We start from the raw sequence: 21,845 nt of genomic DNA, 5'->3' as shown, positions 1-21,845 counted from the left end.
AGGTTTGTGATTATGGCGGGTTCTGACGAAGGAGGAAATACAGGCAGAATCCTCCAGGGCACGTACCTTCTCTGCACAGGCAGGCGCGAAGGTGTTGCCTGTTTTGGTGACACAAAGTCTGATCTGTGGGCTGCGTTAGCCCCCTCATTTGCGTTTAATATTGTCAGCCTGTTTCTGGTCTGTGTATCTCCCGCTAAAATAAACGATCTGCGTGATATTCTGCTCGATCTGTGCGGCACTCTTATGATGCTGGTTGTCTCTCAGTTTTGTGCGCAATACTGGCAGCGTGGCGAGATGTGGCTGCGCTATATGGTGGCCTCTTTATGGTGTGGCTGGTCGGTTGTAATTGATGCTTTTATTCTGACACAGCTTGGTATTCTGGTGTTTCCAGGCCTGAAGACATCGTCACTTTTTCTGATGATTATGCTGCTGATATTTTCAGGTAATTTTTTATGGGTGCAGTGGTATATCGCGCGCGTTGCTCTGGCAGTCAGCGGTTTAAGGGCGGCTCAGCTCTGTGCCTATATCGCGCTGGCCATGCTTGCCGTACATGTTGCAGGCTCGTTTTTACCACCTTATTACAGCCCCCCGGCCTCTGACCTGACATATGCCGGTTTTATGCAGATGCTTTTCCCGCTGTACGGTGTGCATTGACGGGGCCACAGAGGACTATGAAAAAGAAATCGGGTGGCGCCGCTGTGCCGGAAGAGCTGCATTTTTTCGGGCTTTAACAACAGCTGTATCGAGCGCTGACAAAAAGGCAGAGCGGTCAGATTTTGCGAAACTGCGCCCGCCCTGTGTGATGGCGCCGTTTGAGCGAAGGTCATCCATCAGGTTGCGCACGGCCAGGGCCATACCAATGGCATTTTCATCCAGAATACGGCCGCGCGGGTCGAGTGTGCAGGCTCCTTTTGCGACACAGCGGGCTGCCAGAGGGATATCTGCTGAGATAACGATATCATTGGTTCTGACATTGTCAGCGATCCAGTTGTCAGCAACATCCATGCCTTCAGAGACGATGACCCGCTCAATGCGCGGAGTTGGAGGCACAGCCAGAAGCTGGTTTGCCACAACAAATGTGTGCAGCTCGTAACGCTCAGCTACACGGTAGACCTCGTCACGCACAGGGCAGGCATCCGCATCAATAAAAATACGAACAGTTTTATCGTTCTCAGGCGAAGGGGTCTGGGTCATAGCCAACTCCGGTCAGGTAAAGGCCATCAGGTGGCGCGGTTGGTCCGGCAGCGCTGCGTCTGCGTGCAGCAAGAGCTTCAGCAACGCGCTCTGGCTTCCAGCGTTTGTGGCCAGTCAGAACCAGGGTGCCAACAATGTTTCTGACCTGATGATGCAGGAACGAGCGGGCTTTAACCGTAACATGCACCTCGTCATCATGGCGTGCGACATGCAGATGATCAATCGAACGTACAGGGCTGTTCGCCTGGCATGCCGCAGCACGGAAAGAGGTGAAGTCATGCAGACCCAGAAGGTGGTTTCCTGCTTCCTGCATCAGGTCAATATCGAGGTGCCCTCTTACATGCCATAAAAGACCTGCACCCAGAGCAGCCCGTGTCGGGCGATTAAGAATGCGGTAGCGGTAGGAACGCCAGGTCGCTGAGAAACGCGCGCTCCAGTCTGGTGGTACGGGGGCAGCCTGTATGACAGCTATCGCATGCGGCTTCAGGTAATAGCTTAGCCCGTCCCTGACCTGGTGGGGTTTTAGGGCAATATCAGCCGGAAAATCGAGATGCGCTACCTGACCTGTAGCATGCACGCCTGCATCAGTGCGTCCGGCCGTAATGCTGTTAACGGTTCGTTTCCCTGCGATGCAGGAAGCTGCATGTTCAAGAAACTCCTGCACCGAGGGGCCATTTGTCTGGCGCTGCCAGCCAACAAGGCCCGTGCCGTTATACTCCACTTTAACAGCCCAGCGCTGAATGGAAGAGCTAAGGTCATCAGAGCCGGTATGAGCCTGAGGGGTAAATGAACTGGTTTCAGTCATAATTATAATGCGTGTGTATGTTCAGGCCAGGCGTGTGCCCGAAGGGAGGGAAAAGCCACGCAGGAAGGTTTGCGCATCCATCATACGTCCGCCAGGCTTTTGTATGAGTGTCAGGCGCAGTGCACCGGTGCCACAGGCGATGGTTAATGTGTCATCGAGCACTGTGCCCGGAGGTGCGGAATGCTGTTTATCTGCCAGAAGCTCAGCCGACCCGATTTTAAGAATCGTACCATCTTCCGTGCTGGTAAAAGTACCTGGCCAGGGGGTCAGGGCACGAATACGCCGGTCTGTGGCGCTGGCGCTGTCCTGCCAGTTAATGCGACCATCCTCTTTTGTCAGGCGGGGAGCGTAGGTAACACCGTCTTCTGGCTGAGGGGTTGCCTGTGGCAGATTGCTCAGGACTGACACGACCAGTTCACCACCAAGAGCACTCAGAGCATCATGTAATGTTGTCGCTGTGGTTGCCGGTGTGATGGGCGTTGCGGCATGCACCAGCATAGGGCCGGTATCAAGCCCGGCTTCCATTTGCATAATCGTGACACCGCTTTCTGTGTCGCCTGCCAGAACAGAACTCTGGATAGGCGAGGCACCGCGCCAGCGCGGCAGCAGACTGGCGTGAATGTTCAGGCAGCCAAGGCGGGGGGCATCAAGCATAACCTGAGGGAGAATCAGGCCATAAGCGGCTACGATTGCGGCATCAGCATTGAGTGCCGCAAATGCAGCCCATTCTTCTTCATTCTTACGCAAAGAGAGGGGGTGCCTGACAGGAATGCCTAAGGCATCAGCTGCTTTATGAACAGGCGAGGGGCGGATAGCCTTGCCTCGCCCTGCCGGTCTTGGCGGCTGAGTGTAGACAGCAACAATCTCATGGCCGGCATCATGCAAAGCCTGAAGGGCAGGGACAGAGAACTCCGGTGTTCCCATAAAAATGAGGCGCATAATCAGAGTATCCCTGTCAGTGTTATCAGCGTTTTGCTTTTTGTTGTTTTGCCAGGCGGCGCATAATCATATTTTTGCGCAGAGCTGAAAGGTGATCGATAAATAAAATGCCTTCAAGATGGTCAATTTCATGCTGCATGCAGGTTGCCATCAGGTCATCAACCTCGCGTTCAATCGTGTCACCATCAACTGAGCGCCAGCGCACCCGTACTTTTTCAGGGCGAACAACTTCAGCATACTGATCGGGGAGTGACAGACAGCCTTCCTCGCGCACAGCCATCGTTTCTGTTTCGCTCAGAATTTCGGGGTTAATCATAATAATAGGTTCGCGGGCTTCGGGCTCACCCAGGTCAACCAGTGCAAAACGCAGGTCAAGACCGACCTGCGGAGCGGCCAGACCAATGCCGGGTGCTTTATACATGGCAGAAAACATGCCAGGCAGAAGGCGACGAATGTCAGCCATATCCTCAGGGCGTACTTCGCGTGTTTTGCGGCGCAGAACAGCATGAGGGGCAATGAGAATAGGCATAGGGGTCGCATCGGCTGCAGTTGCGGCGATAGCGATATCAGTCTGAAGCGCATGTGTCATATCAGCCGATTTAGCCTTCTCCTTCTGACTATGCCAGAGGAAAATAAGTCATTTTTCTTTAAAATGCTCATATTGCTTTTTGATTTACAGATATTCTGAGAGTTTCATCGCGGCTGAAAGCTGCCTTTGTCTTGAGTTTTTCTGATCCTCCCCCCATATTTTATGCAGTGACCGGATGCCATGTTGGGTCCGGCTTTGTCTCGCTCAGGAGGGAGGAGGCTTTTATGTCAGGCAGAGTATTTGGCTCCCCTATGTTTTTAGGGTTCGATCATCTGGAGCAGATGCTTGAACGTGCCAGCAAGGGAGCCAGTGATGGTTACCCGCCATATAATATTGAACAGGTTGCTTCTGATAAACTGCGGATTATTCTGGCAGTTGCAGGGTTTCGGATGGAAGATCTGCAGATCACGCAGGAGCATAATCAGCTTGTCATAAGAGGGCGGCAGGCAGAAGAGGAAGAAGAAAAAGTCTATCTGCACCGTGGCATTGCCTCGCGCCAGTTCCAGAAAGCGTTTGTCCTTGCTGAAGGGATTGAGACCGGGGGAGCCTGGCTTGATAATGGTCTGCTGCATATAGACTTATACCGTCCGCAGCCTGAGGTGCGAGTAAAGCGTATTGAGATTATGCAGCCTGGTCAGAAGAAGACATCTGCGAGGCGGACCTCCGGGGATTTTGTGCAACGGTCGTCAAGAATATTACATAAAGTTGAAAATGATGAGATAAGTTAACAAAACCGTGCTATTTATAAATTTATTTTAATAAATGGAGCGGATTATGAAGGTCACAACCCATAACGGAAAGATTGTTCTGGCACCGGATCAGCAAGCTATGCTGCTGAATACTCATGACTTATCAGAGCATCAGTTTCTGATTATGGGGTTAACAAATGTTGCTTATGTGCGTCCTTCTGTAACGGCAGACGGACATGCAGCCTGGGCTATTCATGCGGCAGACGGTGCGTTGCTCTCAGTCGTTGATGATATTGAGGCCGCCTCGAGAATTATTTCGAAAAACGACATGGTTACAGCAGGGCTGCAGTAAAGAATGCCAGAATACATCCGGTTAAGGCCAGTGGCATAAGATACGCCACTGGCCTTTGTCGTTTTTAAGGGAAAAAATTAGGCTGGCCCTGTATCAATCCAGCCAATATTACCATCAGAGCGCCTGAAGATAACATTAATTTCCTGATTTTTACTGTTACGAAACAGAAGGAGTGTTGAGCCGGCGAGGTCAAGGCGCATAACAGCTTCGCTTACGCTCAGAAAAGGGATGTCCGTTGCCTGCTCAGCAATGATGACCGGAAAGGAGGCTTCCTCCGATGGCGGGGTGATATCCTTACTTTCGTTAAATGAGGTTTCAGCATCGAGGATGTACGAGCGGCCTGTTTCAGGCGGCTGTTCAGTCTTATCCGCACGCGTATGCGAGGTTATACGCTGGTGATGGCGGCGCAGTCGTTTGGCAATATGTTCAGCAGCATCATCAAAGGCGACGTTTGCGTCAGCACCTTCACCTTCACCACGAAGGATAATACCGCCACGTCCTGCATGGACGTTAATATCGCACGTAAAAAACGAGCGTATTTTACTGAAAGTAACTTTAGCATCGAACGCTTTATCAAAATAGCGGCCGGTCAGTGTGTTGAGGTGGGTATTAACCCTGTGTTTTAGTGCATCAGAAAGAGTAACCTGTTTACCGGAAACATGAATATTCATTCGTGAGTCCTTTTCTAACCTGTTGCCGGAGTTATTTTTTGTCTTGATGGCAAAAAATCTACTTTACCTCTGGTATCAGAGCTAAGGCTGCAGAGCAGGGAGTCTGCAACACCCGTATCTATGATTTGGCCATGGTTGCCGGCGTCTGTCTATATTTTTATGACATTTCTGATAAATTATGAGCGCAGAGTATTAATAGTCTGTCGCGTGAAAGAAGAGGTTGTCAGGTTTAGTCACACAGCATAGAGATAAGTGCCTCTTCGATTTTGTATGTGAGTGCTATGCTGTTACTGTCTAACCCGCCTGCTGATATGCCAAAAATGCGTCGTAGCTGGCGTGTTAAGGTTGTTGTTCTGTGCGTGCTGGTTGCTGGCTACGGGGCTTTTGTATGGAGTTTTACACATAAAAAACCACCGGTTCGGATGGAGCGTGTTATCATCCCCGCAAAGGTCGTTTCACATGTTGTAAAAGTACCTGCGGCACCACCAGCGCCACCTGTCGTTATGGTCGCGCCACCTGATATTCATCTGCCGGTTCCTTCTCTGGCACGCTGACAGTATTGCTTCTGTCAGAAGTGCACAGAAAAAGGGGAAGAGGTCAGAGCGAGAAGCTCTCCCCCAGGTAAACGCGTCGTACATCTTCATTGGCGACAATCTCATGAGGGACACCCTGCATGAGCACCTGTCCGCTGTGCATAATATAGGCGCGGTCAATAACTTCCAGCGTTTCACGCACGTTATGATCGGTAATCAGCACGCCAATACCACGATCTTTCAGGTGTGAAACCAGATCACGGATCTCACCGACCGCAATAGGGTCAATACCAGCCAGCGGCTCATCGAGCAGGATATAATTGGGCTGACTTGCAAGGGCACGCGCAATCTCCAGTCGCCGGCGTTCACCACCTGACAGCGCAAGAGAAGGGGAGCGGCGCAGGTGTGAAATACCAAATTCACCCAGCAGACCATCCAGCATCATTTGCCGTTTGTCAGGGTCGTGCTCCACGACTTCCAGGGCCGCCATAATGTTTTGTTCAACATTGAGGCCACGGAAAATACTGGCTTCCTGCGGGAGGTAGCCAATGCCAAGGCGTGCTCTGCGATACATAGGCAGCTGGGTAATATTCGCGCCATCAAGTGTAATAGAACCGGTATCTGGCTGTACCAGACCAACAATCATATAAAAGCTGGTGGTTTTACCTGCGCCGTTTGGACCAAGAAGCCCAACAGCTTCTCCGCGGTGCACTTCTATCGAGACGTTTTTAACAACTTCGCGCTTTTTATAAGATTTGCCGATGCCGTGAGCAAACAGCCCATGGCCAGGGACGTGAAGCGGGTTGTCAGACACGAACTCAGAGCCGAGGAAACTATCGTCGGGGGCTTCGGGTGATGTCCATGGGCTTTGTGCCTGTGTCATCCTTATTTCCTGTCTGTGCTGTCTTTGCTGTTTGGCACGACAACACCGTTGACCCGGTTGCCGGGCTGTTCGGTCATAGTGGCAATGCCTGTATGCAGATTAATAATGGCCGCAGCACCCTGAATCTGGTTAGCGCCGCGGGTGATATGAACATTGCCTACAATGCGGGCAATGCCGGTGTCAGGAACATAAACACCGCGCTCGCCTGTTACGACTTCAGTCGGTGTTCTGACCCATACATGACCAAAGGCGTCAACTTTCTTCAGTTTGCCTGAGCCATCGGCCAGTCCGCCCTGACTTTTCTGAGCTTTTGTTGCCTTATCCTGGTCTTTTGTCTGCTCATCAGCCGGTGCGCTGTAGCCGACCAGAACATCGGCTTTGATCTGCCTGTGGTCATTTGTTGTCACAGTTGCATTTCCCCGCCCGATGGAGATGTGATCCTGTGAGTAATATTCCATTGAATCTCTGGCAGTCAGGAGATCCTGCGGGGTCACCATTTTCATATTTTTTCCCGTCATGACCAGGACGGCTTTGTCCATGTCATAAACGGCTTTGTCACCCCATGCCTGATCGGTCTGTGTAAAGATATGCACGTGACCAATGGCTTCAAGACGATAAATCTCGTTTGAGCCTGAGGAATCCATCGGGCCGGCTGAAGCATCAGCCGGAGGCGCTGCTGTTTTCTGAGGTGCGGTCTGTAGCGGAGCTGCACCCGTTTTAGCGTCATCTGTGCCGCTTTTTTTCCGGTAATAAGCGATAAGCTTATCTGCGGTGACCGTTGCGTCGCCCCGTACGGCCCGGGCGTCTTTATAGGCAGTAATTTTTTTCTGGTTCTGGTCCCAGTCAAACCCCCCGACTGCGGTGACAGTAATCTGCCCGCCGTGAGAGAGATCAATGGCCTGTGCCCGGGCATTTGTATGAGGCAGGACTGCTCCCACACAAACCGGGATGACAAATGCGGCGCACAGAGGGCGCAGCAAAGTTATGGCAGAAAAAACCGGCAGGCGCATGGTCAGGAGGATTTCCCTTCCGGGGTGTCCGTTTTGTGGTCATCGTTGAGAATGATACGCCCGGGGCCGCGAAACTGTGCAATTCCGTCATGCTGAGACAGCACAAAGCCCTTCGCATCCAGAACGCCAAACGGCCCCTCAGCCCTGACCCACATATCAGAGGCAATGACGCCTTGTTTTAAATTAATATCAGCGACCGGGCTGCGAATCATGAGACCATCATTACGATACAGGGTTACTTCTCCTGTCAGATCAAGCAGGTTAGCATGTTGCATGTAAACCCCCTTTCTTGAACTGACAATAACCCAGTTATTCCCCTGGTTTATAATATCAGCAACCGGGCTGACCAGATCCATTCTCTCCTGGTCAATCTGATGCACGCTCTGGGCGGTAATCATAAAGGGGCGGTTATGTTCATCAACGCTGCGGTAGGTGGCGCCAACGAGGCTGCCGTTTTCGACGTGTATTTTTGTCAGGTCGCGCAGAGATGCACTGCCAGCATGAATGAGGCGGTCAACTTCAGGCCATATAGCAATCGAGACAAGCAGGAGCAGGGCTGTGCCAGGCAGCACCCACTTAGCCCATCGCAGCAATGTGCGGCGCCGTGCCAGCAGAGCTTCATTCGGGGCTTTGTGGCGCTTCAGGTTCGAGGCAAGCTGGTTGCGCTGCTGCCGTGTTGTCTCTTCCGAACGGGCAAAGTCGCTCCGGTGTGGGGTAACGGGTTTTGTCATCGGCCACCTGCCTTGAGTAAGTCGTGCATATGAACGACGCCAAGTGGTTTTTTATGGTCATCCAGCACAAAAAGAGAAGTGACCGGACGAGATCGGGTGTTCATGAGGCTTACTGCTTCTGACACAAAGATATCAGGAGAAATTGTCAGGGGGGTTGTGTTCATCACATCCTTTGCCTGTGTCACGGCAAGGTCAAGATCAAGCGCACGACGAAGGTCTCCGTCGGTGATCAACCCGACCAGGGTATCGTTTTCGTCTGTTATGCCAATGCAGCCCAGCGCCTTGCGCGTCATTTCCATAATAATATCACGCATAGACGTGTCAGGATGCCCCAGCGGCATCATATCACCTGTGCGCATCAGGTCGCGTACAGTGCGTAACCTCATGCCCAGTCGCCCGCCAGGGTGGTATGAGCTAAAGTCACTGGCTGTAAAGCCGCGCTTTTGCAGAAGAGCAACAGCCAGCGCATCGCCAAAGGCAAGTTGTATTGTGGTGCTGGTTGTCGGAGCAAGGCCCATCGGACATGCCTCTTTCATTGCAGGCATAATTAAAGCAATATCAGCAGCACAGGCAAGGGTTGAATCAGGCTGACTTGTTACCGCCAGCAGTGGCAGGTTGTTGCTGCGGGTGTGTGCCGCAATATCGCCTAGCTCTGTTGTCTCTCCCGAGTTGGAAAAAGCAAGAACAGCATCCCCGGGACGGATCATCCCCAGATCACCATGAGAGGCTTCTGCCGGGTGTACAAACAGGGCCGGGGTACCGGTTGATGACAGAGTAGCCTGTATTTTACGTGCAATATGCCCTGATTTTCCAATGCCACTTACGACCAGGCGCCCGGTCAGCCCGCTTATCAGCGTGACGGCATCTGTAAACGCAGAGCCAAGGCCAGAGCAGTCCTGTAAAGCTTCTTCAAGCGCTTTCAGGCCGGCCTGTTCTGTACGAACGACATCAATGGCGCTGGCTGTCAGAGCGTGAAAAGTTTTGAGATGCAAGTCAGTTTGCCCTCTGGCTGTTACAGGTTGCTATATAGTGCGTGGAATGCCGGGATGATACCTGGCTCAGGAAGAACGGTGCGAGAAAATATCTGGTGTTTCGTAGCCCAGGATATCAAGCTGAGCACGTGCCGGCAGAAAGTCAAAGCAGGCTTGTGCCAGTTCGGTGCGGTTTTCGCGCCGGAGCAGTTCTTCCATTTTCGCCCATAAAGCATGGAGGTGCAGCACGTCAGAGGCTGCGTAGGTCATCTGTTCAGGGCTGAGTTCGGTTTTGCCCCAGTCAGATGTCTGCTGCTGTTTGCTCAGCTCGACCCCCAGCATATCACGACACAGGGCGGCAAGACCATGACGGTCTGTAAAGGTGCGTACCAGACGCGCTGCAATTTTTGTGCAGACAACCGGGCTGACTCTGATGCCCAGAGCATGCTGAAGAATAGCGACGTCAAACCGTGCAAAATGCATAATTTTGGTGATGTCAGGGTTTGCCATCAGCTTTTTCAGGTTGGGGCAGTTATAGCCTGTGCCACCAAGAGATTCGGGAATGAGCTGCACCAGATGTGCTGTGCCATCACCTGATGAAATCTGTACAAGGCAGAGCCGGTCACGGTGGGGGTTAAGCCCCATTGTCTCGGTATCAACGGCAATTGAGTGCGTAAAGGTCAGATCATCAGGAAGATCATTACGGTGGAGAGTAATAGCGCCCTGAGACAGGGCCTGGGAGGTGTTCATGACCCGCTCCATAATTTTTTTTCTGTCAGGACGGCAAGCGATACAGCCGGGAGATGGAATTGTCCAATTCTCGTGTCAGCTACACTCTCATAACGGCGATTTAATGGCATCCGGGTTCTTTTGTCAGGTGCTGAAGGCAGGGAACGTGTCAGGTGCAGCATTTCGGGATTATAATGTTTCTGCTAAGAACAGGTTCCCTTCTGGTATTTATTTTGTCATCTGCCAGAGCATAATGACAAAGAGACACAGGTTCTGATGCGCAATACTCGTCCCGCCCGCCCGTCACGTCGTGCAAAACCGGCACATTCTTCTGCAAGAGAGGGGGGGAGCGCTCCTGCGGGGTGTGTCTGGCTGTTTGGTACACATGCTGTTTCTGCGGCGTTGTGCAATCCACGCAGGGTCTTTCAGCGTTTATTACTGACTGACCAGGAAAGCGCGATTTTACAGGGAGCTGATGTTAAACACCGCCCTGAGCCTGAACTGGTTGCGCGCTCAGTGTTAGATGAGCTGCTCGGCCCCGATGCTGTGCATCAGGGTGTGGCTGCTCTTGTTAAAACACTGCCTGATCTTTCTCTGGCTGAAGCTGTTGAGCGGCCTGGCCCGGTTCTTGTGCTCGACCAGGTGACTGATCCGCGTAATGTCGGGGCTATTTTGCGCTCTGCTGCAGCATTTGGTGCAGCCTGTCTTGTGGTTCAGGACAGGAATGCCCCGGAGGAAACAGCCGTGCTGGCTAAGGCTGCCTCCGGAGCTCTTGAGGTTGTGCCGGTAGTGCGTGAGGTGAATATTTCGCGTGCGATTGAAGCATTGCAGAAAGCAAATTTCTGGACCATCGGGCTCGATGCCGGCGGAGGGCTGCTTGAAGGTGCGTCTCTGACAGGTCGTCGCGTGGCTCTGGTCCTGGGGGCCGAAGGTAAAGGCCTGCGCCGCCTGGTCAGAGAGAGCTGTGATGAGATTGCCGGGCTGTATATGCCCGGCGATATGGAAAGCCTGAATGTATCAGTGGCAGCAGCTGTTGGCCTTTATGAGCTGGTGCGTGAGCGTGCACCAAGTGCGTACCATAACGCTGCGACAAAGAAGCCAATATAATAGCCAATATCTGCCCCGCCCAGCCAGCGCGCAACGGGGCCGGTATAAATTGTGCTGGTCGAAAAAAGCCCGATAGTAAGCACTGATGTTACGGTAAAAATCGTGGCCCCTCTGGTCCAGCCAGGGGGCACGGGTTTTGGGGTGCGGTCTCCAAAATACCAGTCGGCCAGCACAATGCCGATCCATGGGGCGATCCAGTACATCGTGACAAGCAGATAGTCAGTATAAAGGCTGGCGTACTGCCCGGCCCCCGCAACAGCCAGAACATAGCCCAGAGAGGCTGTCAGAACAGCAGCGGCAATGCGGGGTACATGCAGGCCGGCTGAGATGAGGCTGTAGCTTGCCGTATTATCGTTAAAAGAGTTGCCGGTGATGGATGAGAGCGCAATGGCTGCCAGCGCCACAATGCCAACGGGCCCCATCGCATGCTGAAATGAGGCAATAACAGCAGTTGGCGATGGCTCAGCGATGCTGCTTGCAGTCAGCAATCCAAGAATCTGGAATGGAATGGCAGACCCGAGCAGCCCCGTTAGTGCGAGGCCGATAATTTTAGTCGGGCTGGTGCTGGCTGGCAGGTAGCGTGTGTAATCTGATGAGTATGAGGCCCATGACAGGTTGAAGCTGACCAGAATGCCGGTTGCCAGCAAAAAAATCTGCCAGCTGACAGGGTGCGTGGCTGTGAGGTGTGCTGTGCTGTGGCTGATCTGGACTCCTCCGATAATCAGAAAAGTGACAAGCAGCAGAGCACCGAGATATTTTTGTAAAAGCTGAACGACATGATGCCCGTAAACTGAAGCCATCATCTGCACTGCGGCCAGCAGACCCAGTGCCAGCCAGAAGGGAGCTGAGAGGCCGCACGCCAGGAGCAGAGCAATTAATGCTGTGGCAGCGGGTACATTGTTTACGGCATCCCACCCGACACAATAAATCCAGTTGAGAAAGGCAGGAGGTCTTACCCCCAGGCGACCAAGGGCCCGTCGTGAGGCCTCCATCTGGGTGAGTCCGGTCTCTGGTCCGATAGAGGCGGCAAAGGCTACAGGCAGGGCGCCGATAATATTTCCCACGATAATGGCCAGAACACCGGTATAAAAATCCAGTCCCATGCTGATCAGCAGTGCGCCTGTTACCCATCCGCCCGGGCCAAGGTTGGGTGAAAAATGGCTCCAGAACACGCGGTCAGTCGGCATTGTTTTAAGGGCGGCGGGCACGGGTTCGCGTACTGAGGCAGCTGATAAATCTTCCATCAGATAAGCGTGCGGAGAAGGGAGGGGCTGTGTCATAATATCTTCTGTTTCTCCGTCTGTTCTGGAGGGCACAAACTGACTCGCTTTATGGAAACTGTCAGCGTGCAATTATCATTTTTATTGCCGCGCAGGGGATGTGTCTCTGTAAGCGGTCAGCGCTGTATGCCTGTGGCCCGGTATATAACACCATAATATCACAATAAAAATGACGCACGAAATAAGAGTAATCCCTGCCTCTTTGTTCCGGGTGCAAAAATAACACCAGCAGGGTCTGCAACCAGTATATCACCTCCGCTCTGAGGTTTTTTACTCTCAGCAGATATCTGCCTTTAGTGACAGAATGAGTATTCTGCTTATCTCCCCTGTGTTTCGTGCAGTGACTGTTGTATCGTGCCTGCGCAGACAGATTTAGTTAAGGGGTTTTGCGGATTATGGTTCAGAACAGAATGACGAATGCAGGGACAGAAATGAAGCGTCGCGGTCTTTGTTTCGTTATTTCAGCGCCCTCAGGTGCCGGAAAATCAACAATCGCAAATGCATTGCGTGCCTCAGAACCTCAGCTGCGCCACTCTGTTTCTGTCACTACCCGCGCCCCGCGCCCGGGTGAGAAAGAAGGTGTGCATTATCACTTCCGTTCTATGGAGCAGTTTGAAACTATGGCAGCAGCGGGTGAGCTGCTCGAATGGGCAACTGTGTTCGGGCGTGGCTATGGCACCCCGCGTGCGCCGGTAGAGGAGGCTCTTTCTGCCGGATATGACATGGTGTTTGATATCGACTGGCAGGGGCACCAGCAAATTCGCACGGCGTTACCGGATGATGTGGTCAGCCTGTTTGTTCTTCCCCCCTCTCTGGAAGAACTTCGCAGACGTCTGGATAACCGGGCTTCAGACCACCCTGATGAAATTGCCCGTCGTATGGCGGCTGCACAGGATGAAATTTCACACTGGTCTGAGTTTGACCATGTTATCGTTAATAAAGACCTTGACCGCGCGATTTTTGAGGCGCGCTCTGTTCTGACAGCTGGTCGTCTGCGCATGCGTCGTCAGACGGGTCTGGCAGACTTTGTGGCTACGTTTGGAGTCTGATAGGTTATGGATTTCTCTTCTGTTTCAGTGCTTTGCGTTGGTGATGTTATGCTCGACCGTTTTTTATACGGTGGTATGGAGCGGATCTCACCGGAAGCACCGGTTCCGGTGTTGCTGCTGAAAAATAAAAGAGAAATGCCAGGCGGCGCGGGTAACGTGGCCAGCAATGTTACAGCACTTGGTGCCCGTGCTATTCTTATCGGGCTGGCCGGACGCGATGAGGCGGGCGCGTTATTGCGTAACAGTCTTGCCGGTCGTGCTAATGTTGTTGATGCAACGGTTGAGAGCACCTGTCGCCCTACTATTTGTAAAACACGCTTTATTGCGGCTAACCAGCAGGTTGTGCGTGCTGATGAAGAGAGTGCTCTGCCGCTGCAGAATGAAGAGGCTGAAGCGCTGAATGCTGCCATTGCACAATGGATAGACCAGGTGCAGGCTGTTGTTGTGTCAGATTACGGTAAGGGCGTGTGTTCCCCGCAGGTGCTGCAGCAGGTTTTTACTCTGGCGCATGCGCGTAAGGTGCCGGTGTTTGTTGACCCGAAATCACCTGACTACCGTCTGTATCGCGGGGCAACCTGCATCACACCGAATGCAAAAGAACTGGCAGCGGCTTCAGCCCTGCCTGTTGCGTCAGAAGAGCAGACTGAAGTCGCCGCCCGTAAAGTGATGGCTGCGGCCGGGGCAGATGCTATTCTCGCAACACGCTCTGAAAAAGGCATGATGCTGGTGCGCCATAATGGCCCGGTTTTGTCTGTGCCTACGCGTGCCCGTGAAGTCTTTGACGTTTCAGGTGCGGGCGATACCGTTATTGCAGCCATGGCCGTTGTCACAGGTTCTGGCAGTACGCTTGAGCAGGCTATGCGTGTTGCAAATGCCGCAGCGGGTGTTGTTGTGGCCAGACTGGGTACGGCCACAGCAGATATACAGGAAGTCATTCAGGAGCTGGAGAAACAGTCAGGCCCGGATGAAATGCCACATTTACTGTCTGCTTCAGCAGCGCATGCGCTGATACAGAAATGGCAGAGCAGGGGGCTGAGTGTTGGTTTTACCAATGGCTGTTTTGATATTATTCACCCGGGTCACGTTGACCTTCTGGCTGAGGCACGCGCTGCCTGTGACCGCCTTGTCGTCGCTTTAAATACAGATGCGAGTGTTCGTCGTCTCAAGGGGGATGAGCGGCCGGTTAACACACTTGATGCACGGGCCCGCGTTATTTCTGCCATCCGTCATGTCGATGCTGTTGTAGCCTTTGATGAAGATACCCCGCTGGAGATCATACAGGCGCTTGAGCCTGATGTACTGGTCAAGGGAGCAGACTATACACCTGAGCAGGTTGTCGGAGCACGTGAGGTAATAGCCGGCGGCGGGCGTCTGGTTCTGGTCGATCTGCTCAAAGGGCATTCAACAACAGCTACGATCGGACGGATCAAAGGTGTATGATGCAGCATATTTCTGAAAAAAAAACAGAGCCTCTGCTTATTATGCACCAGCGTTTTACGAACTGGCTTTTTGATGAGGCTTTGCCCTTCTGGGCGACAGCAGGGTGTGATGGCACACCAGAGAACCCTGCACTGTACGGCGCGCAGGAAAGCCTGACCCTGGAGGGTGTTTCAGCACAGGCACCTTTTAAAAGAGTGAGAGTGCAGGCCAGGCAGCTTTTTGTATTTTCGTGGGCCGCGTTACAGGGCCAGGCCGAAGGGCGTAGCCGGGCCGACGGTATTTTTGCTTTTTTATGCAATGCCCATAATGAACAGGGTAAATGGGGCCGCAGCCTGACACCCGAAGGTCAGCTTCTTGACCCCACGGCTGACCTTTATGATCTTGCTTTTGTTATCTTTGCTCTGGCCTGGTATGAACGGCTGGATCAAAGTGGTAAGGCGCTCGCTCTGGCGCGTCAGGCATTACGCTGGATCAGCGAAAATATGAGCACCCCTCAGGGTGGGTTTTTTAATACCCTGCCAGCGGGTGATGAGCCACGCCAGCAAAACCCGCACATGCATTTATTTGAGGCCATTCTGGCTTTGTATGAAACAACCGGTGAAATTGCAGACCTGACCCAGGCTCACGCTCTGTACGCTTTGTTCAGTCAGTTTTTACAGGATGAAACGACTGGCACACTGGGTGAATATTTCACGTCAGACTGGGCTCCCGCGCCCGGGCATGAGGGGAACTGGCTTGAGCCAGGCCATCATTTTGAGTGGGTCTGGCTGTTGTCAGAATATGAGCGCCTGACAGGTGTTATCACAAAAACACGTGCTGACAGACTGTATCAGTTTGCAAAACGCTATGGTCCCGACCCGGCGACAGGCCTGGTGTGTGATGCGCTGGGGCGTGATGGTTCAGTGCTTAAAGCGTCATCGCGTCTGTGGGTTCAGGGTGAAACGCTGCGAGCAGTCTTTACGGTTGATCCGCAGGATACTGACGGGCTGGCAGCCCGTATCGTTACAAACCTGCTTGAACGATATTTCACTGACTGTCCGGCTGGCACATGGCATGATCAGCTGAATGAGGCAGCCTATCCGGTTTCAAAGGCCATTCCGGCAAGTTCTCTTTATCATATTATAACGGCATATGATGTGCTGAATAAAGTTCGTTCAGAGGTGACACAATAAATATGGCACAGGCAGATACCGGGCTTACCGCCACTGAAGATTCTTCTCTTTCTCTTACCCTTCGGCACCCCCCGGCTAATATTGAGGCTGAGCAGGCATTGCTGGGTGCTTTGCTGACAAATAACCGTGCTTATGATCGTGTTTCTGATTTTTTGAGTGGGATGCATTTTGCTAACCAGGCAAATGGCCGGTTGTTTGATATCATCGCCCGCCGCATCGAAAGCGGTCAGCTGGCAGACCCGGTAACGCTGCGTGCTGAGCTGGTGAACTCTGATGTGCTCGAGCCGGTTGGTGGCATTGCCTATATGGGTAAATTGCTGACATCAATGGTTGGCATCATTAATGCTGGAGACTACGGGCGCACCATTTACGATGCCTGGATTCGCCGGCAGCTGATTGATATCGGCGAAGAGGTTGTTAACAAAGCATTTGGTAAAAGCTCATCTCTTTCCGGCCCGGATCAGATCGCGGCTGGTGAGGAGGCTCTTTTCCGTCTGGCTACAGAAAAAGGCCAGGACGGCGGGTTCGTTGAGTTTGGTCGTGCTTTGACCGATGCTATTGTGACGGCGGAGAAAGCATTTCAGAATGAAGGTCACGTTACAGGTCTGACCTCTGGTCTGGTCGATTTTGATAAAAAAACCGGTGGTTTTCATCCTTCTGATCTGTTGATTCTCGCTGGTCGTCCGGCCATGGGTAAAACGGCGCTGGCGACCAAAATGGCGTTCTCTGCCGCGAGCTCCCTGCTTGAGGAAGCTGAGGCAACAGGTGCAAAGCCTAAAGGTACGGTTGCTATTTTCTCCCTCGAGATGTCGGCTGAGCAGCTCGCAACCCGTATTTTGTCAGAGCAGGCTCAGGTTTCGGGTGAGCGTCTCCGTCGGGGTGATATCAGGCAAAAAGAGTTTGATAGTTTTGTTCGGGTCAGTCAGAAGCTGGCTCGCCTGCCTATGGTCATTGATGACACACCAGCTATTTCGCTCTCTGCCATGCGTACGCGCTGCCGCCGGCTAAAGCGCACTAAGGGCCTGAGCCTGATAGTTGTTGACTATCTTCAGCTTATGCGTCCGTCGGTCGGGACAAAGCCTGAAAGTCGTGTGCTCGAAATTTCTATGATTACACAGGGTCTGAAAGCGATAGCAAAAGAGCTTGAGGTGCCGGTTATTGCTCTCTCACAGCTGTCGCGTCAGGTTGAATCGCGTGAAGATAAACGCCCCATGCTGTCAGATCTTCGTGAATCAGGCTCGATTGAGCAGGATGCTGATGCCGTGATGTTTGTTTACCGTGATGAATATTATCTTCAGCAGCGTATGCCGAAGGAAGTTTCTTTTGATTCTAAAGAAAAATACTCAATGGCACTTGATGACTGGCAACATAAAATGAGCCTGGTTCATAACAAAGCTGAACTGATTCTTGAAAAGCAGAGACATGGCCCGACAGGTACGGTGCATCTGTTCTTTGAAGGTGAATATACGCGTTTTGGTAACCTTGATGAAATTCATGATGATGGTCACCATTACTGATATGGAAATAGCCTGACTTAAATTGCGAAAAAAGAAGACTGGTATGACATTTTTTAAATTTATAATGTCGAAATTAAAAAGGCAGTCAGAGCAGTCTTCTCTTACTCTCGCTCAGGCCTCTTCTGCGGTGACGGAGCTTGAGGCGCCAGTATCATATCCGGCGTTGATGGTGGAGGGTGGGGTGCTGCCCGACGGTTCGCGCTCAGTTTTTTATGGCTGGCAGAGTAAGGCGCTGACACTGCGTCAGTATATTCTGTCAAAAGTTGTTCTTGATCGTTCTCTCATGGTGTTCCTCAAAAATGGCCACCCTGTTGCAGAGACATCTTACCTTCAGCCCCCTGATGCGGTGGCAGCGCTGACAGTGCGCCCGGGTGATCTTTCAAAAGAATTTCTGAAAGAGCCAGTTATGGCTGCCAGTTTTGACCACTGGGATATTAATTTTTTCCACTGGGTAAGGCATACTGTCCCGACTTTTTTTACCCTGCGTGAGGCGCAGTATAAAGGCGGTTTTATTTTACCTTACCTGCAGCCATGGCAGGCTGAAACGCTCAAAATGAATGGTTTTGAGAATGCCCCTCAGGCCACCACGCATCATGGTCATCAGTATGCTTTTAAACAGGTTATTTATACTGATTATGTGAGAGGCCTTGCTGATTTTTCGGTGTCGCCTCTTTCAGCGCGTGCCTATCGCACTCTCGTGGCTGAAGCCGGTGGCTGTAAGCCGGATGAGCGTGATTTGTTTATTTTTATTGAGCGTGGCAGCGCGTCTAACAGGGCTATGCCAAATGAGGCTGAACTGACTGACGCTATGAGGGAAGCTGGTTTTACGGTTATCCGGCCAGAGACGTTAAGCGTTGCCGGGCAGATGCGTTTTTTTGCGCGGGCACGTATGGTCGTGGGTTCACTGGGTGCTGCTATGGCAAATGTTGCCTGGTGTCACCCCGGTACAGTCGTATATGAGCTTGTGCCGGCACACCATCAAAATCCCTGCACACTGGCTCTCACCACTCAGATGGGATTGTTATACTGGGGCGACCTGATTGAAACAGGTGTGGAGGGGGACAACCATACTGCGGCCTCTCTACGTGGGTTCGATGTGCCGGCTGTCATCGGGCGGGCAAAGCAGCTGCAACAATATGTTGTTTAGTATTTTACCGGGTTATTTATCAGCTTAGCCTCAGGGCCTGTTAATTTATTGAGACTGTGAAAGCAGATATTTAAAAGGAAAAATATGGATTATCATATACAGGAAGCAAGTTTTGATCTGCCAGCTGGTTTTGTCGATCAAAGCATCAATGTTCTGACCATTACGCCTGAAAATGGTGAGCCGTTCAGTCTGATGATAACCCGCAGCGTTCTTATAGATTCCGAAACACTGCCAGCCTATGTCGCCTGTACTATTATAAATACTGAAACGGAAGAGAATTTTTTTAAACTCTTATGGAAACGCTCTTACACGATTCAGGAGAGGCCATGCTTTATTCTTGCTACTCTCATAGGAAACGAAAAGCATCCCTCTGAACAGCGTCGTATTTATATACAGAATAATATGCAGGTTCTGACATTTATAGCGACTGTTCAGAAGAAATTCTCAGAAGCACAGCTTAATGCCTTAAATAATTTAAGCAAAAGTTTCCAATTTAAAGATTAAATGATAGTAATCTTTCTTCCGGAAATGGGAGAAAGAAAATGGCAGGTAAACCCGCCGCCCGTATTACAGACCTTCATACCTGTCCGCAATTTTCAGGTCTTGTGCCGCATGTCGGAGGCCCTGTTGTACAGGGTTCTCCAGATGTTACTATTAACGGTATGCCTGCTGCCCGTACAGGCGATACAGCACTTTGTAATGGTCCGTCAGATTCTGTGGCTCAGGGCTCTCCTACCGTTTTTATTAATGGTAAACCTGCTGCCCGGATGGGTGATAAAACAGCGCATGGTGGAGTAATCACAGCTGGTAGCCTGAATGTGTTTATCGGAGATCGTGGTGGTCGAGTTTCTCCGGCTTTGTGTCCGGTACAGGCCGCTCAGAAAGAGACAGCTTTTTTTTCTGACCGAAAATGAGCGATCTTCTCTCAGACCTTAAAAACAGACTGGCAGAATGGCTGACAACAGGGACTGTTTTCGCTGTTATTGAAGGTGCGTCATATCCTGATTGTCCGGCTTTATTGAAAGCTCATGGTCTGATTTATGGTTCGTTATTCCGGGAGCCATGTGACCCTGACATTTTACGAACGGGTCCTTTTCTGATTCAGGCTGAACAAAAACAGCTGGATAATCTGCTTTCTATACCAGGCATCATTCGCAACGCTATATTCTGGCATACATCAGAAATCAGCGGACATGTTTTCTGGTCTCACCTGCGTAAACTGACCAAAGTCAGTATACCCTCATCACTTGATGATGGCAGTGGTCAAAAAATGAGGACCGCTATGTTTCGTTTTCAGGATCCATGGGTCACAGAACGTATCTTTCCAATATTCACCCCAGCTCAGCGTGCTCGATTTTTTGGTCCGGCAAATGCTCTGCTCATTGCGGTGCCAGATGGGGTGAAAATAGTCAGGCGTAATCTCAGGTGGCCTGCTCCTCATCCCGGTGTTCTGACCCTCTCACCAGAACAAACGACACAGCTTGAAAATGCCCGTTATGAGCAGAATATAAGAAGATTTATTACCTATTTACGGGCGTCATGGCCCGATAAAACAGCCTCTGTGACAGATGTGGAGATGCACACTCTGGTGGAGGAGGAAATTCGGCATGGAGCATCATGGGGACTGACGACAACGCCGTGTCTGATCTTTTTTTGCCGAAGCGTTATCGTTGGAGACACGGCCTTCATGAAAGATGAGGCGTTTAAAAAACATATCATGCATGGAGATGAGAGTACATCTCATATGACACCAGATGAGCGTCTGGTAAAATCTATAAGAGACGCCGCCCGGCACGATCTTCAGAAGGAGCTGGAGAAATGAGCGGTGATTCAGATAACGCAGATAATTCAAAATGGTTTACACCACAGGCAGAGTCAGCATCATCTGCTACGGAGAAAAACGCTGATCTTACCCGAGTAATGCAGGATGCAAGTGGTCACGACAAATCTCTGCCAGCATCAGCTCTGTCTAAAAAAATTACAGTTTCTGGTTCGTCTTCTTTACCAGGATTGAACATTGCTCATGGTCAGTCATCATCGATAATAAGTCAGGAGCATGATGTCATAGCTGTTGTTCCTGATAACGGGGAAACCCTGAAAGCACCATTAGAAGAATGTTATAACTGTAATGAAGCAGTAAAACGTCTTCCTTTTGAAAGTGAGAAACCTTACTATACAATATCAGATGATGATTTAAGAAAAGAAAATATAAAAAAACTTAACGAATTAAAAGAAAAATTAGGGTCTAATTCTAAAAAATCAATAAAAGATAAAATTGGTCCAGCCCATGCTATAGCATTTAATAGGAGAAATGGAAAAACTTACACAGGAATAAACCATAAAAAAGGGAGTATTCCAGAAGAATCTAATAATTATATTTTAGAGAGAATGAATAATTTAGAAAATAATGAAAAAAACATTTTAGATGGTTATACATATACTAAGGGTGCCGGATCACATGCTGAAATTTATGCTGTAAATGCTGCTTTAAATGATGATCCTGGTGCGAAAAAAGATGATATTACAGTAGATGTTATTCATACAGGTTCTGTTAAATTGTCGGATACTCCTTTTGTTCAATGTCCACATTGCGAATCAATATTACGTGGTATTAACTGCCCATCAGGCTATCTTCCAAAACCATAGGAAAAAAAATGATTTTTAAAGAATGGTATGAAACGCAAAAAATTCTTACAAAGGAAGATCTTATGTTTGATCCTGAAGTCAATGGATTGCAATGGGATCAGGTTACCTATGGTGGTCTCTATGATCAGCAGTTAATGCTTATAAATGATGAAAAATTACCAGTTAATGGTACGGTATATGAGTTTTGGGATGAGAATGAAAATAATGAAATAGAAGAGTATAGAGGTTATAAAAATGGATTTATAGATGGGCAAATGGTAGATTTTTATAGAAATAAAAATATAAAAGAAATAGCTATTGCTCATGAAGGGACGACGATGGGGCCATTTATTCATTTCTATGAAAATGGATCGATAAAAGAAGAAAAATTTTATTCTTTTGGATATAATAT

The 21,845-nt window shown here is 50.6% G+C and carries 26 protein-coding genes; 15 read left to right on the top strand and 11 right to left on the bottom strand.

Annotated features, from left to right (window positions below; genetic code table 11):
* Positions 1–12 precede the first annotated feature (12 nt).
* Positions 13–654: a hypothetical protein gene (locus tag HK25_RS07730; RefSeq protein ID WP_086635865.1), complete on the top strand. Its 642-nt coding sequence runs from the start codon at positions 13–15 to the stop codon at positions 652–654.
* Positions 655–669: 15 nt separating this feature from the next.
* Here HK25_RS07730 and HK25_RS07725 read toward each other — a convergent pair whose 3' ends face one another.
* Genes HK25_RS07725 through def form a run of 4 tightly spaced genes read right to left on the bottom strand, consistent with a single transcriptional unit; the run spans position 670 to position 3,527 of the window.
* Positions 670–1,194 (bottom strand): YaiI/YqxD family protein, encoded by a 525-nt coding sequence (locus tag HK25_RS07725; RefSeq protein ID WP_086635864.1) that lies wholly within the window; start codon positions 1,192–1,194, stop codon positions 670–672.
* Complete coding sequence (gene truA / locus HK25_RS07720; protein WP_086635863.1) at positions 1,172–1,999, bottom strand: tRNA pseudouridine(38-40) synthase TruA; 828 nt, start codon at positions 1,997–1,999, stop codon at positions 1,172–1,174. The genes HK25_RS07725 and truA overlap by 23 nt, the downstream gene beginning before the upstream one ends.
* 21 nt (positions 2,000–2,020) lie before the next feature.
* Positions 2,021–2,938: a methionyl-tRNA formyltransferase gene (gene fmt / locus HK25_RS07715; protein WP_086635862.1), complete on the bottom strand. Its 918-nt coding sequence runs from the start codon at positions 2,936–2,938 to the stop codon at positions 2,021–2,023.
* A gap of 25 nt (positions 2,939–2,963) precedes the next feature.
* Entirely contained in the window at positions 2,964–3,527 is a 564-nt protein-coding gene (def, locus tag HK25_RS07710) for a peptide deformylase (protein ID WP_086635861.1), read from the bottom strand.
* A 224-nt stretch (positions 3,528–3,751) separates the two neighbouring features.
* On the opposite strand from def, the gene HK25_RS07705 reads away from it, so the two are divergent.
* On the top strand, positions 3,752–4,255 hold the full coding sequence (locus HK25_RS07705; RefSeq protein ID WP_086553358.1) for an Hsp20 family protein: 504 nt from the start codon (positions 3,752–3,754) through the stop codon (positions 4,253–4,255).
* Between the two features lie 46 nt (positions 4,256–4,301).
* Positions 4,302–4,568, top strand: coding sequence for a hypothetical protein (locus HK25_RS07700; protein ID WP_086635860.1), 267 nt, complete (start codon positions 4,302–4,304; stop codon positions 4,566–4,568).
* Between the two features lie 77 nt (positions 4,569–4,645).
* Here the strand turns inward: HK25_RS07700 and hpf are convergent, their stop codons facing one another.
* Complete coding sequence (gene hpf / locus HK25_RS07695; protein ID WP_086635859.1) at positions 4,646–5,239, bottom strand: ribosome hibernation-promoting factor, HPF/YfiA family; 594 nt, start codon at positions 5,237–5,239, stop codon at positions 4,646–4,648.
* 281 nt (positions 5,240–5,520) lie between these two features.
* On the opposite strand from hpf, the gene HK25_RS07690 reads away from it, so the two are divergent.
* Positions 5,521–5,793, top strand: coding sequence for a hypothetical protein (locus tag HK25_RS07690; RefSeq protein WP_143216334.1), 273 nt, complete (start codon positions 5,521–5,523; stop codon positions 5,791–5,793).
* Positions 5,794–5,836: 43 nt separating this feature from the next.
* On the opposite strand, the gene lptB is transcribed toward HK25_RS07690, so the two are convergent.
* The 5 genes from lptB to HK25_RS07665 form a co-directional block, all read right to left on the bottom strand.
* Positions 5,837–6,655, bottom strand: a complete 819-nt coding sequence (gene lptB / locus HK25_RS07685) for an LPS export ABC transporter ATP-binding protein (RefSeq protein WP_143216333.1) — start codon at positions 6,653–6,655, stop codon at positions 5,837–5,839.
* A gap of 2 nt (positions 6,656–6,657) precedes the next feature.
* Positions 6,658–7,665: an LptA/OstA family protein gene (locus HK25_RS07680; RefSeq protein WP_086635858.1), complete on the bottom strand. Its 1,008-nt coding sequence runs from the start codon at positions 7,663–7,665 to the stop codon at positions 6,658–6,660.
* A gap of 2 nt (positions 7,666–7,667) precedes the next feature.
* Positions 7,668–8,396 (bottom strand): LPS export ABC transporter periplasmic protein LptC, encoded by a 729-nt coding sequence (gene lptC / locus HK25_RS07675; RefSeq protein WP_086635857.1) that lies wholly within the window; start codon positions 8,394–8,396, stop codon positions 7,668–7,670.
* A complete protein-coding gene (locus HK25_RS07670) occupies positions 8,393–9,388 on the bottom strand; it encodes an SIS domain-containing protein (protein WP_086635856.1) in 996 nt (331 codons plus the stop codon). Before HK25_RS07670 ends, lptC begins: the two co-directional genes overlap by 4 nt.
* A 66-nt stretch (positions 9,389–9,454) precedes the next feature.
* Positions 9,455–10,117, bottom strand: a complete 663-nt coding sequence (locus HK25_RS07665; protein WP_086635855.1) for a ribonuclease D — start codon at positions 10,115–10,117, stop codon at positions 9,455–9,457.
* A gap of 255 nt (positions 10,118–10,372) precedes the next feature.
* Between HK25_RS07665 and rlmB the strand changes: the two genes are divergently transcribed.
* The gene (gene rlmB, locus HK25_RS07655; protein WP_086553351.1) at positions 10,373–11,203 is read left to right on the top strand and encodes a 23S rRNA (guanosine(2251)-2'-O)-methyltransferase RlmB; all 831 of its coding nucleotides are present in this window, start codon (positions 10,373–10,375) and stop codon (positions 11,201–11,203) included.
* On the opposite strand, the gene HK25_RS07650 is transcribed toward rlmB, so the two are convergent.
* Positions 11,137–12,483 carry a cytosine permease gene (locus HK25_RS07650; protein WP_086635876.1) on the bottom strand — a complete coding sequence of 449 codons (1,347 nt, stop codon included), beginning with the start codon at positions 12,481–12,483 and terminating at the stop codon, positions 11,137–11,139. The two genes, rlmB and HK25_RS07650, sit on opposite strands and share 67 nt — an antisense overlap.
* Positions 12,484–12,878: 395 nt before the next feature.
* On the opposite strand from HK25_RS07650, the gene gmk reads away from it, so the two are divergent.
* The 10 genes from gmk to HK25_RS07600 all read left to right on the top strand — a co-directional run.
* Complete coding sequence (gmk, locus tag HK25_RS07645; protein WP_086553349.1) at positions 12,879–13,532, top strand: guanylate kinase; 654 nt, start codon at positions 12,879–12,881, stop codon at positions 13,530–13,532.
* A gap of 6 nt (positions 13,533–13,538) precedes the next feature.
* Positions 13,539–14,972 (top strand): D-glycero-beta-D-manno-heptose-7-phosphate kinase, encoded by a 1,434-nt coding sequence (gene rfaE1, locus HK25_RS07640; protein WP_086635853.1) that lies wholly within the window; start codon positions 13,539–13,541, stop codon positions 14,970–14,972.
* Positions 14,969–16,144, top strand: a complete 1,176-nt coding sequence (locus HK25_RS07635) for an AGE family epimerase/isomerase (RefSeq protein WP_086635852.1) — start codon at positions 14,969–14,971, stop codon at positions 16,142–16,144. Before rfaE1 ends, HK25_RS07635 begins: the two co-directional genes overlap by 4 nt.
* Before the next feature lie 2 nt (positions 16,145–16,146).
* The gene (locus tag HK25_RS07630) at positions 16,147–17,661 is read left to right on the top strand and encodes a replicative DNA helicase (RefSeq protein WP_086553346.1); all 1,515 of its coding nucleotides are present in this window, start codon (positions 16,147–16,149) and stop codon (positions 17,659–17,661) included.
* Between the two features lie 43 nt (positions 17,662–17,704).
* Complete coding sequence (locus HK25_RS07625) at positions 17,705–18,808, top strand: DUF563 domain-containing protein (protein ID WP_086635851.1); 1,104 nt, start codon at positions 17,705–17,707, stop codon at positions 18,806–18,808.
* Between the two features lie 84 nt (positions 18,809–18,892).
* Positions 18,893–19,312 carry a DcrB-related protein gene (locus tag HK25_RS07620; protein WP_086635850.1) on the top strand — a complete coding sequence of 140 codons (420 nt, stop codon included), beginning with the start codon at positions 18,893–18,895 and terminating at the stop codon, positions 19,310–19,312.
* A 38-nt stretch (positions 19,313–19,350) separates the two neighbouring features.
* Positions 19,351–19,722: a PAAR domain-containing protein gene (locus HK25_RS07615; RefSeq protein WP_086553343.1), complete on the top strand. Its 372-nt coding sequence runs from the start codon at positions 19,351–19,353 to the stop codon at positions 19,720–19,722.
* Complete coding sequence (locus tag HK25_RS07610) at positions 19,719–20,630, top strand: DUF4123 domain-containing protein (RefSeq protein WP_086635849.1); 912 nt, start codon at positions 19,719–19,721, stop codon at positions 20,628–20,630. Before HK25_RS07615 ends, HK25_RS07610 begins: the two co-directional genes overlap by 4 nt.
* Positions 20,627–21,454, top strand: coding sequence for a YwqJ-related putative deaminase (locus HK25_RS07605; RefSeq protein WP_086635848.1), 828 nt, complete (start codon positions 20,627–20,629; stop codon positions 21,452–21,454). Before HK25_RS07610 ends, HK25_RS07605 begins: the two co-directional genes overlap by 4 nt.
* A gap of 8 nt (positions 21,455–21,462) precedes the next feature.
* A partial coding sequence (locus tag HK25_RS07600) for a hypothetical protein (RefSeq protein ID WP_198945966.1) occupies positions 21,463–21,845 on the top strand: 383 nt, incomplete at its 3' end.

It is taken from the genome of Acetobacter sp. DsW_059, from assembly GCF_002153695.1.
GTDB lineage: Bacteria > Pseudomonadota > Alphaproteobacteria > Acetobacterales > Acetobacteraceae > Acetobacter > Acetobacter thailandicus.
The sequence above is the reverse complement of the archived record's forward strand: the minus strand, read 5'-3'. Positions and strand labels throughout refer to the sequence as shown.

Excerpts from the sequence above, each read along its gene's own strand:
- HK25_RS07630 (WP_086553346.1), top strand. The coding sequence starts at position 16,147 with ATGGCACAGGCAGATACCGGGCTTACCGCCACTGAAGATTCTTCTCTT.
- fmt (WP_086635862.1), bottom strand. The coding sequence starts at position 2,938 with ATGCGCCTCATTTTTATGGGAACACCGGAGTTCTCTGTCCCTGCCCTT.
- rlmB (WP_086553351.1), top strand. The coding sequence starts at position 10,373 with ATGCGCAATACTCGTCCCGCCCGCCCGTCACGTCGTGCAAAACCGGCA.
- hpf (WP_086635859.1), bottom strand. The coding sequence starts at position 5,239 with ATGAATATTCATGTTTCCGGTAAACAGGTTACTCTTTCTGATGCACTA.
- HK25_RS07610 (WP_086635849.1), top strand. The coding sequence starts at position 19,719 with ATGAGCGATCTTCTCTCAGACCTTAAAAACAGACTGGCAGAATGGCTG.
- HK25_RS07650 (WP_086635876.1), bottom strand. The coding sequence starts at position 12,483 with ATGACACAGCCCCTCCCTTCTCCGCACGCTTATCTGATGGAAGATTTA.
- def (WP_086635861.1), bottom strand. The coding sequence starts at position 3,527 with ATGACACATGCGCTTCAGACTGATATCGCTATCGCCGCAACTGCAGCC.
- HK25_RS07635 (WP_086635852.1), top strand. The coding sequence starts at position 14,969 with ATGATGCAGCATATTTCTGAAAAAAAAACAGAGCCTCTGCTTATTATG.
- HK25_RS07700 (WP_086635860.1), top strand. The coding sequence starts at position 4,302 with ATGAAGGTCACAACCCATAACGGAAAGATTGTTCTGGCACCGGATCAG.
- HK25_RS07625 (WP_086635851.1), top strand. The coding sequence starts at position 17,705 with ATGACATTTTTTAAATTTATAATGTCGAAATTAAAAAGGCAGTCAGAG.
- HK25_RS07620 (WP_086635850.1), top strand. The coding sequence starts at position 18,893 with ATGGATTATCATATACAGGAAGCAAGTTTTGATCTGCCAGCTGGTTTT.
- HK25_RS07680 (WP_086635858.1), bottom strand. The coding sequence starts at position 7,665 with ATGCGCCTGCCGGTTTTTTCTGCCATAACTTTGCTGCGCCCTCTGTGC.
- lptB (WP_143216333.1), bottom strand. The coding sequence starts at position 6,655 with ATGACACAGGCACAAAGCCCATGGACATCACCCGAAGCCCCCGACGAT.
- truA (WP_086635863.1), bottom strand. The coding sequence starts at position 1,999 with ATGACTGAAACCAGTTCATTTACCCCTCAGGCTCATACCGGCTCTGAT.
- HK25_RS07615 (WP_086553343.1), top strand. The coding sequence starts at position 19,351 with ATGGCAGGTAAACCCGCCGCCCGTATTACAGACCTTCATACCTGTCCG.
- HK25_RS07690 (WP_143216334.1), top strand. The coding sequence starts at position 5,521 with ATGCTGTTACTGTCTAACCCGCCTGCTGATATGCCAAAAATGCGTCGT.
- HK25_RS07725 (WP_086635864.1), bottom strand. The coding sequence starts at position 1,194 with ATGACCCAGACCCCTTCGCCTGAGAACGATAAAACTGTTCGTATTTTT.
- HK25_RS07730 (WP_086635865.1), top strand. The coding sequence starts at position 13 with ATGGCGGGTTCTGACGAAGGAGGAAATACAGGCAGAATCCTCCAGGGC.
- rfaE1 (WP_086635853.1), top strand. The coding sequence starts at position 13,539 with ATGGATTTCTCTTCTGTTTCAGTGCTTTGCGTTGGTGATGTTATGCTC.
- HK25_RS07665 (WP_086635855.1), bottom strand. The coding sequence starts at position 10,117 with ATGAACACCTCCCAGGCCCTGTCTCAGGGCGCTATTACTCTCCACCGT.
- HK25_RS07705 (WP_086553358.1), top strand. The coding sequence starts at position 3,752 with ATGTCAGGCAGAGTATTTGGCTCCCCTATGTTTTTAGGGTTCGATCAT.
- HK25_RS07605 (WP_086635848.1), top strand. The coding sequence starts at position 20,627 with ATGAGCGGTGATTCAGATAACGCAGATAATTCAAAATGGTTTACACCA.
- gmk (WP_086553349.1), top strand. The coding sequence starts at position 12,879 with ATGGTTCAGAACAGAATGACGAATGCAGGGACAGAAATGAAGCGTCGC.
- lptC (WP_086635857.1), bottom strand. The coding sequence starts at position 8,396 with ATGACAAAACCCGTTACCCCACACCGGAGCGACTTTGCCCGTTCGGAA.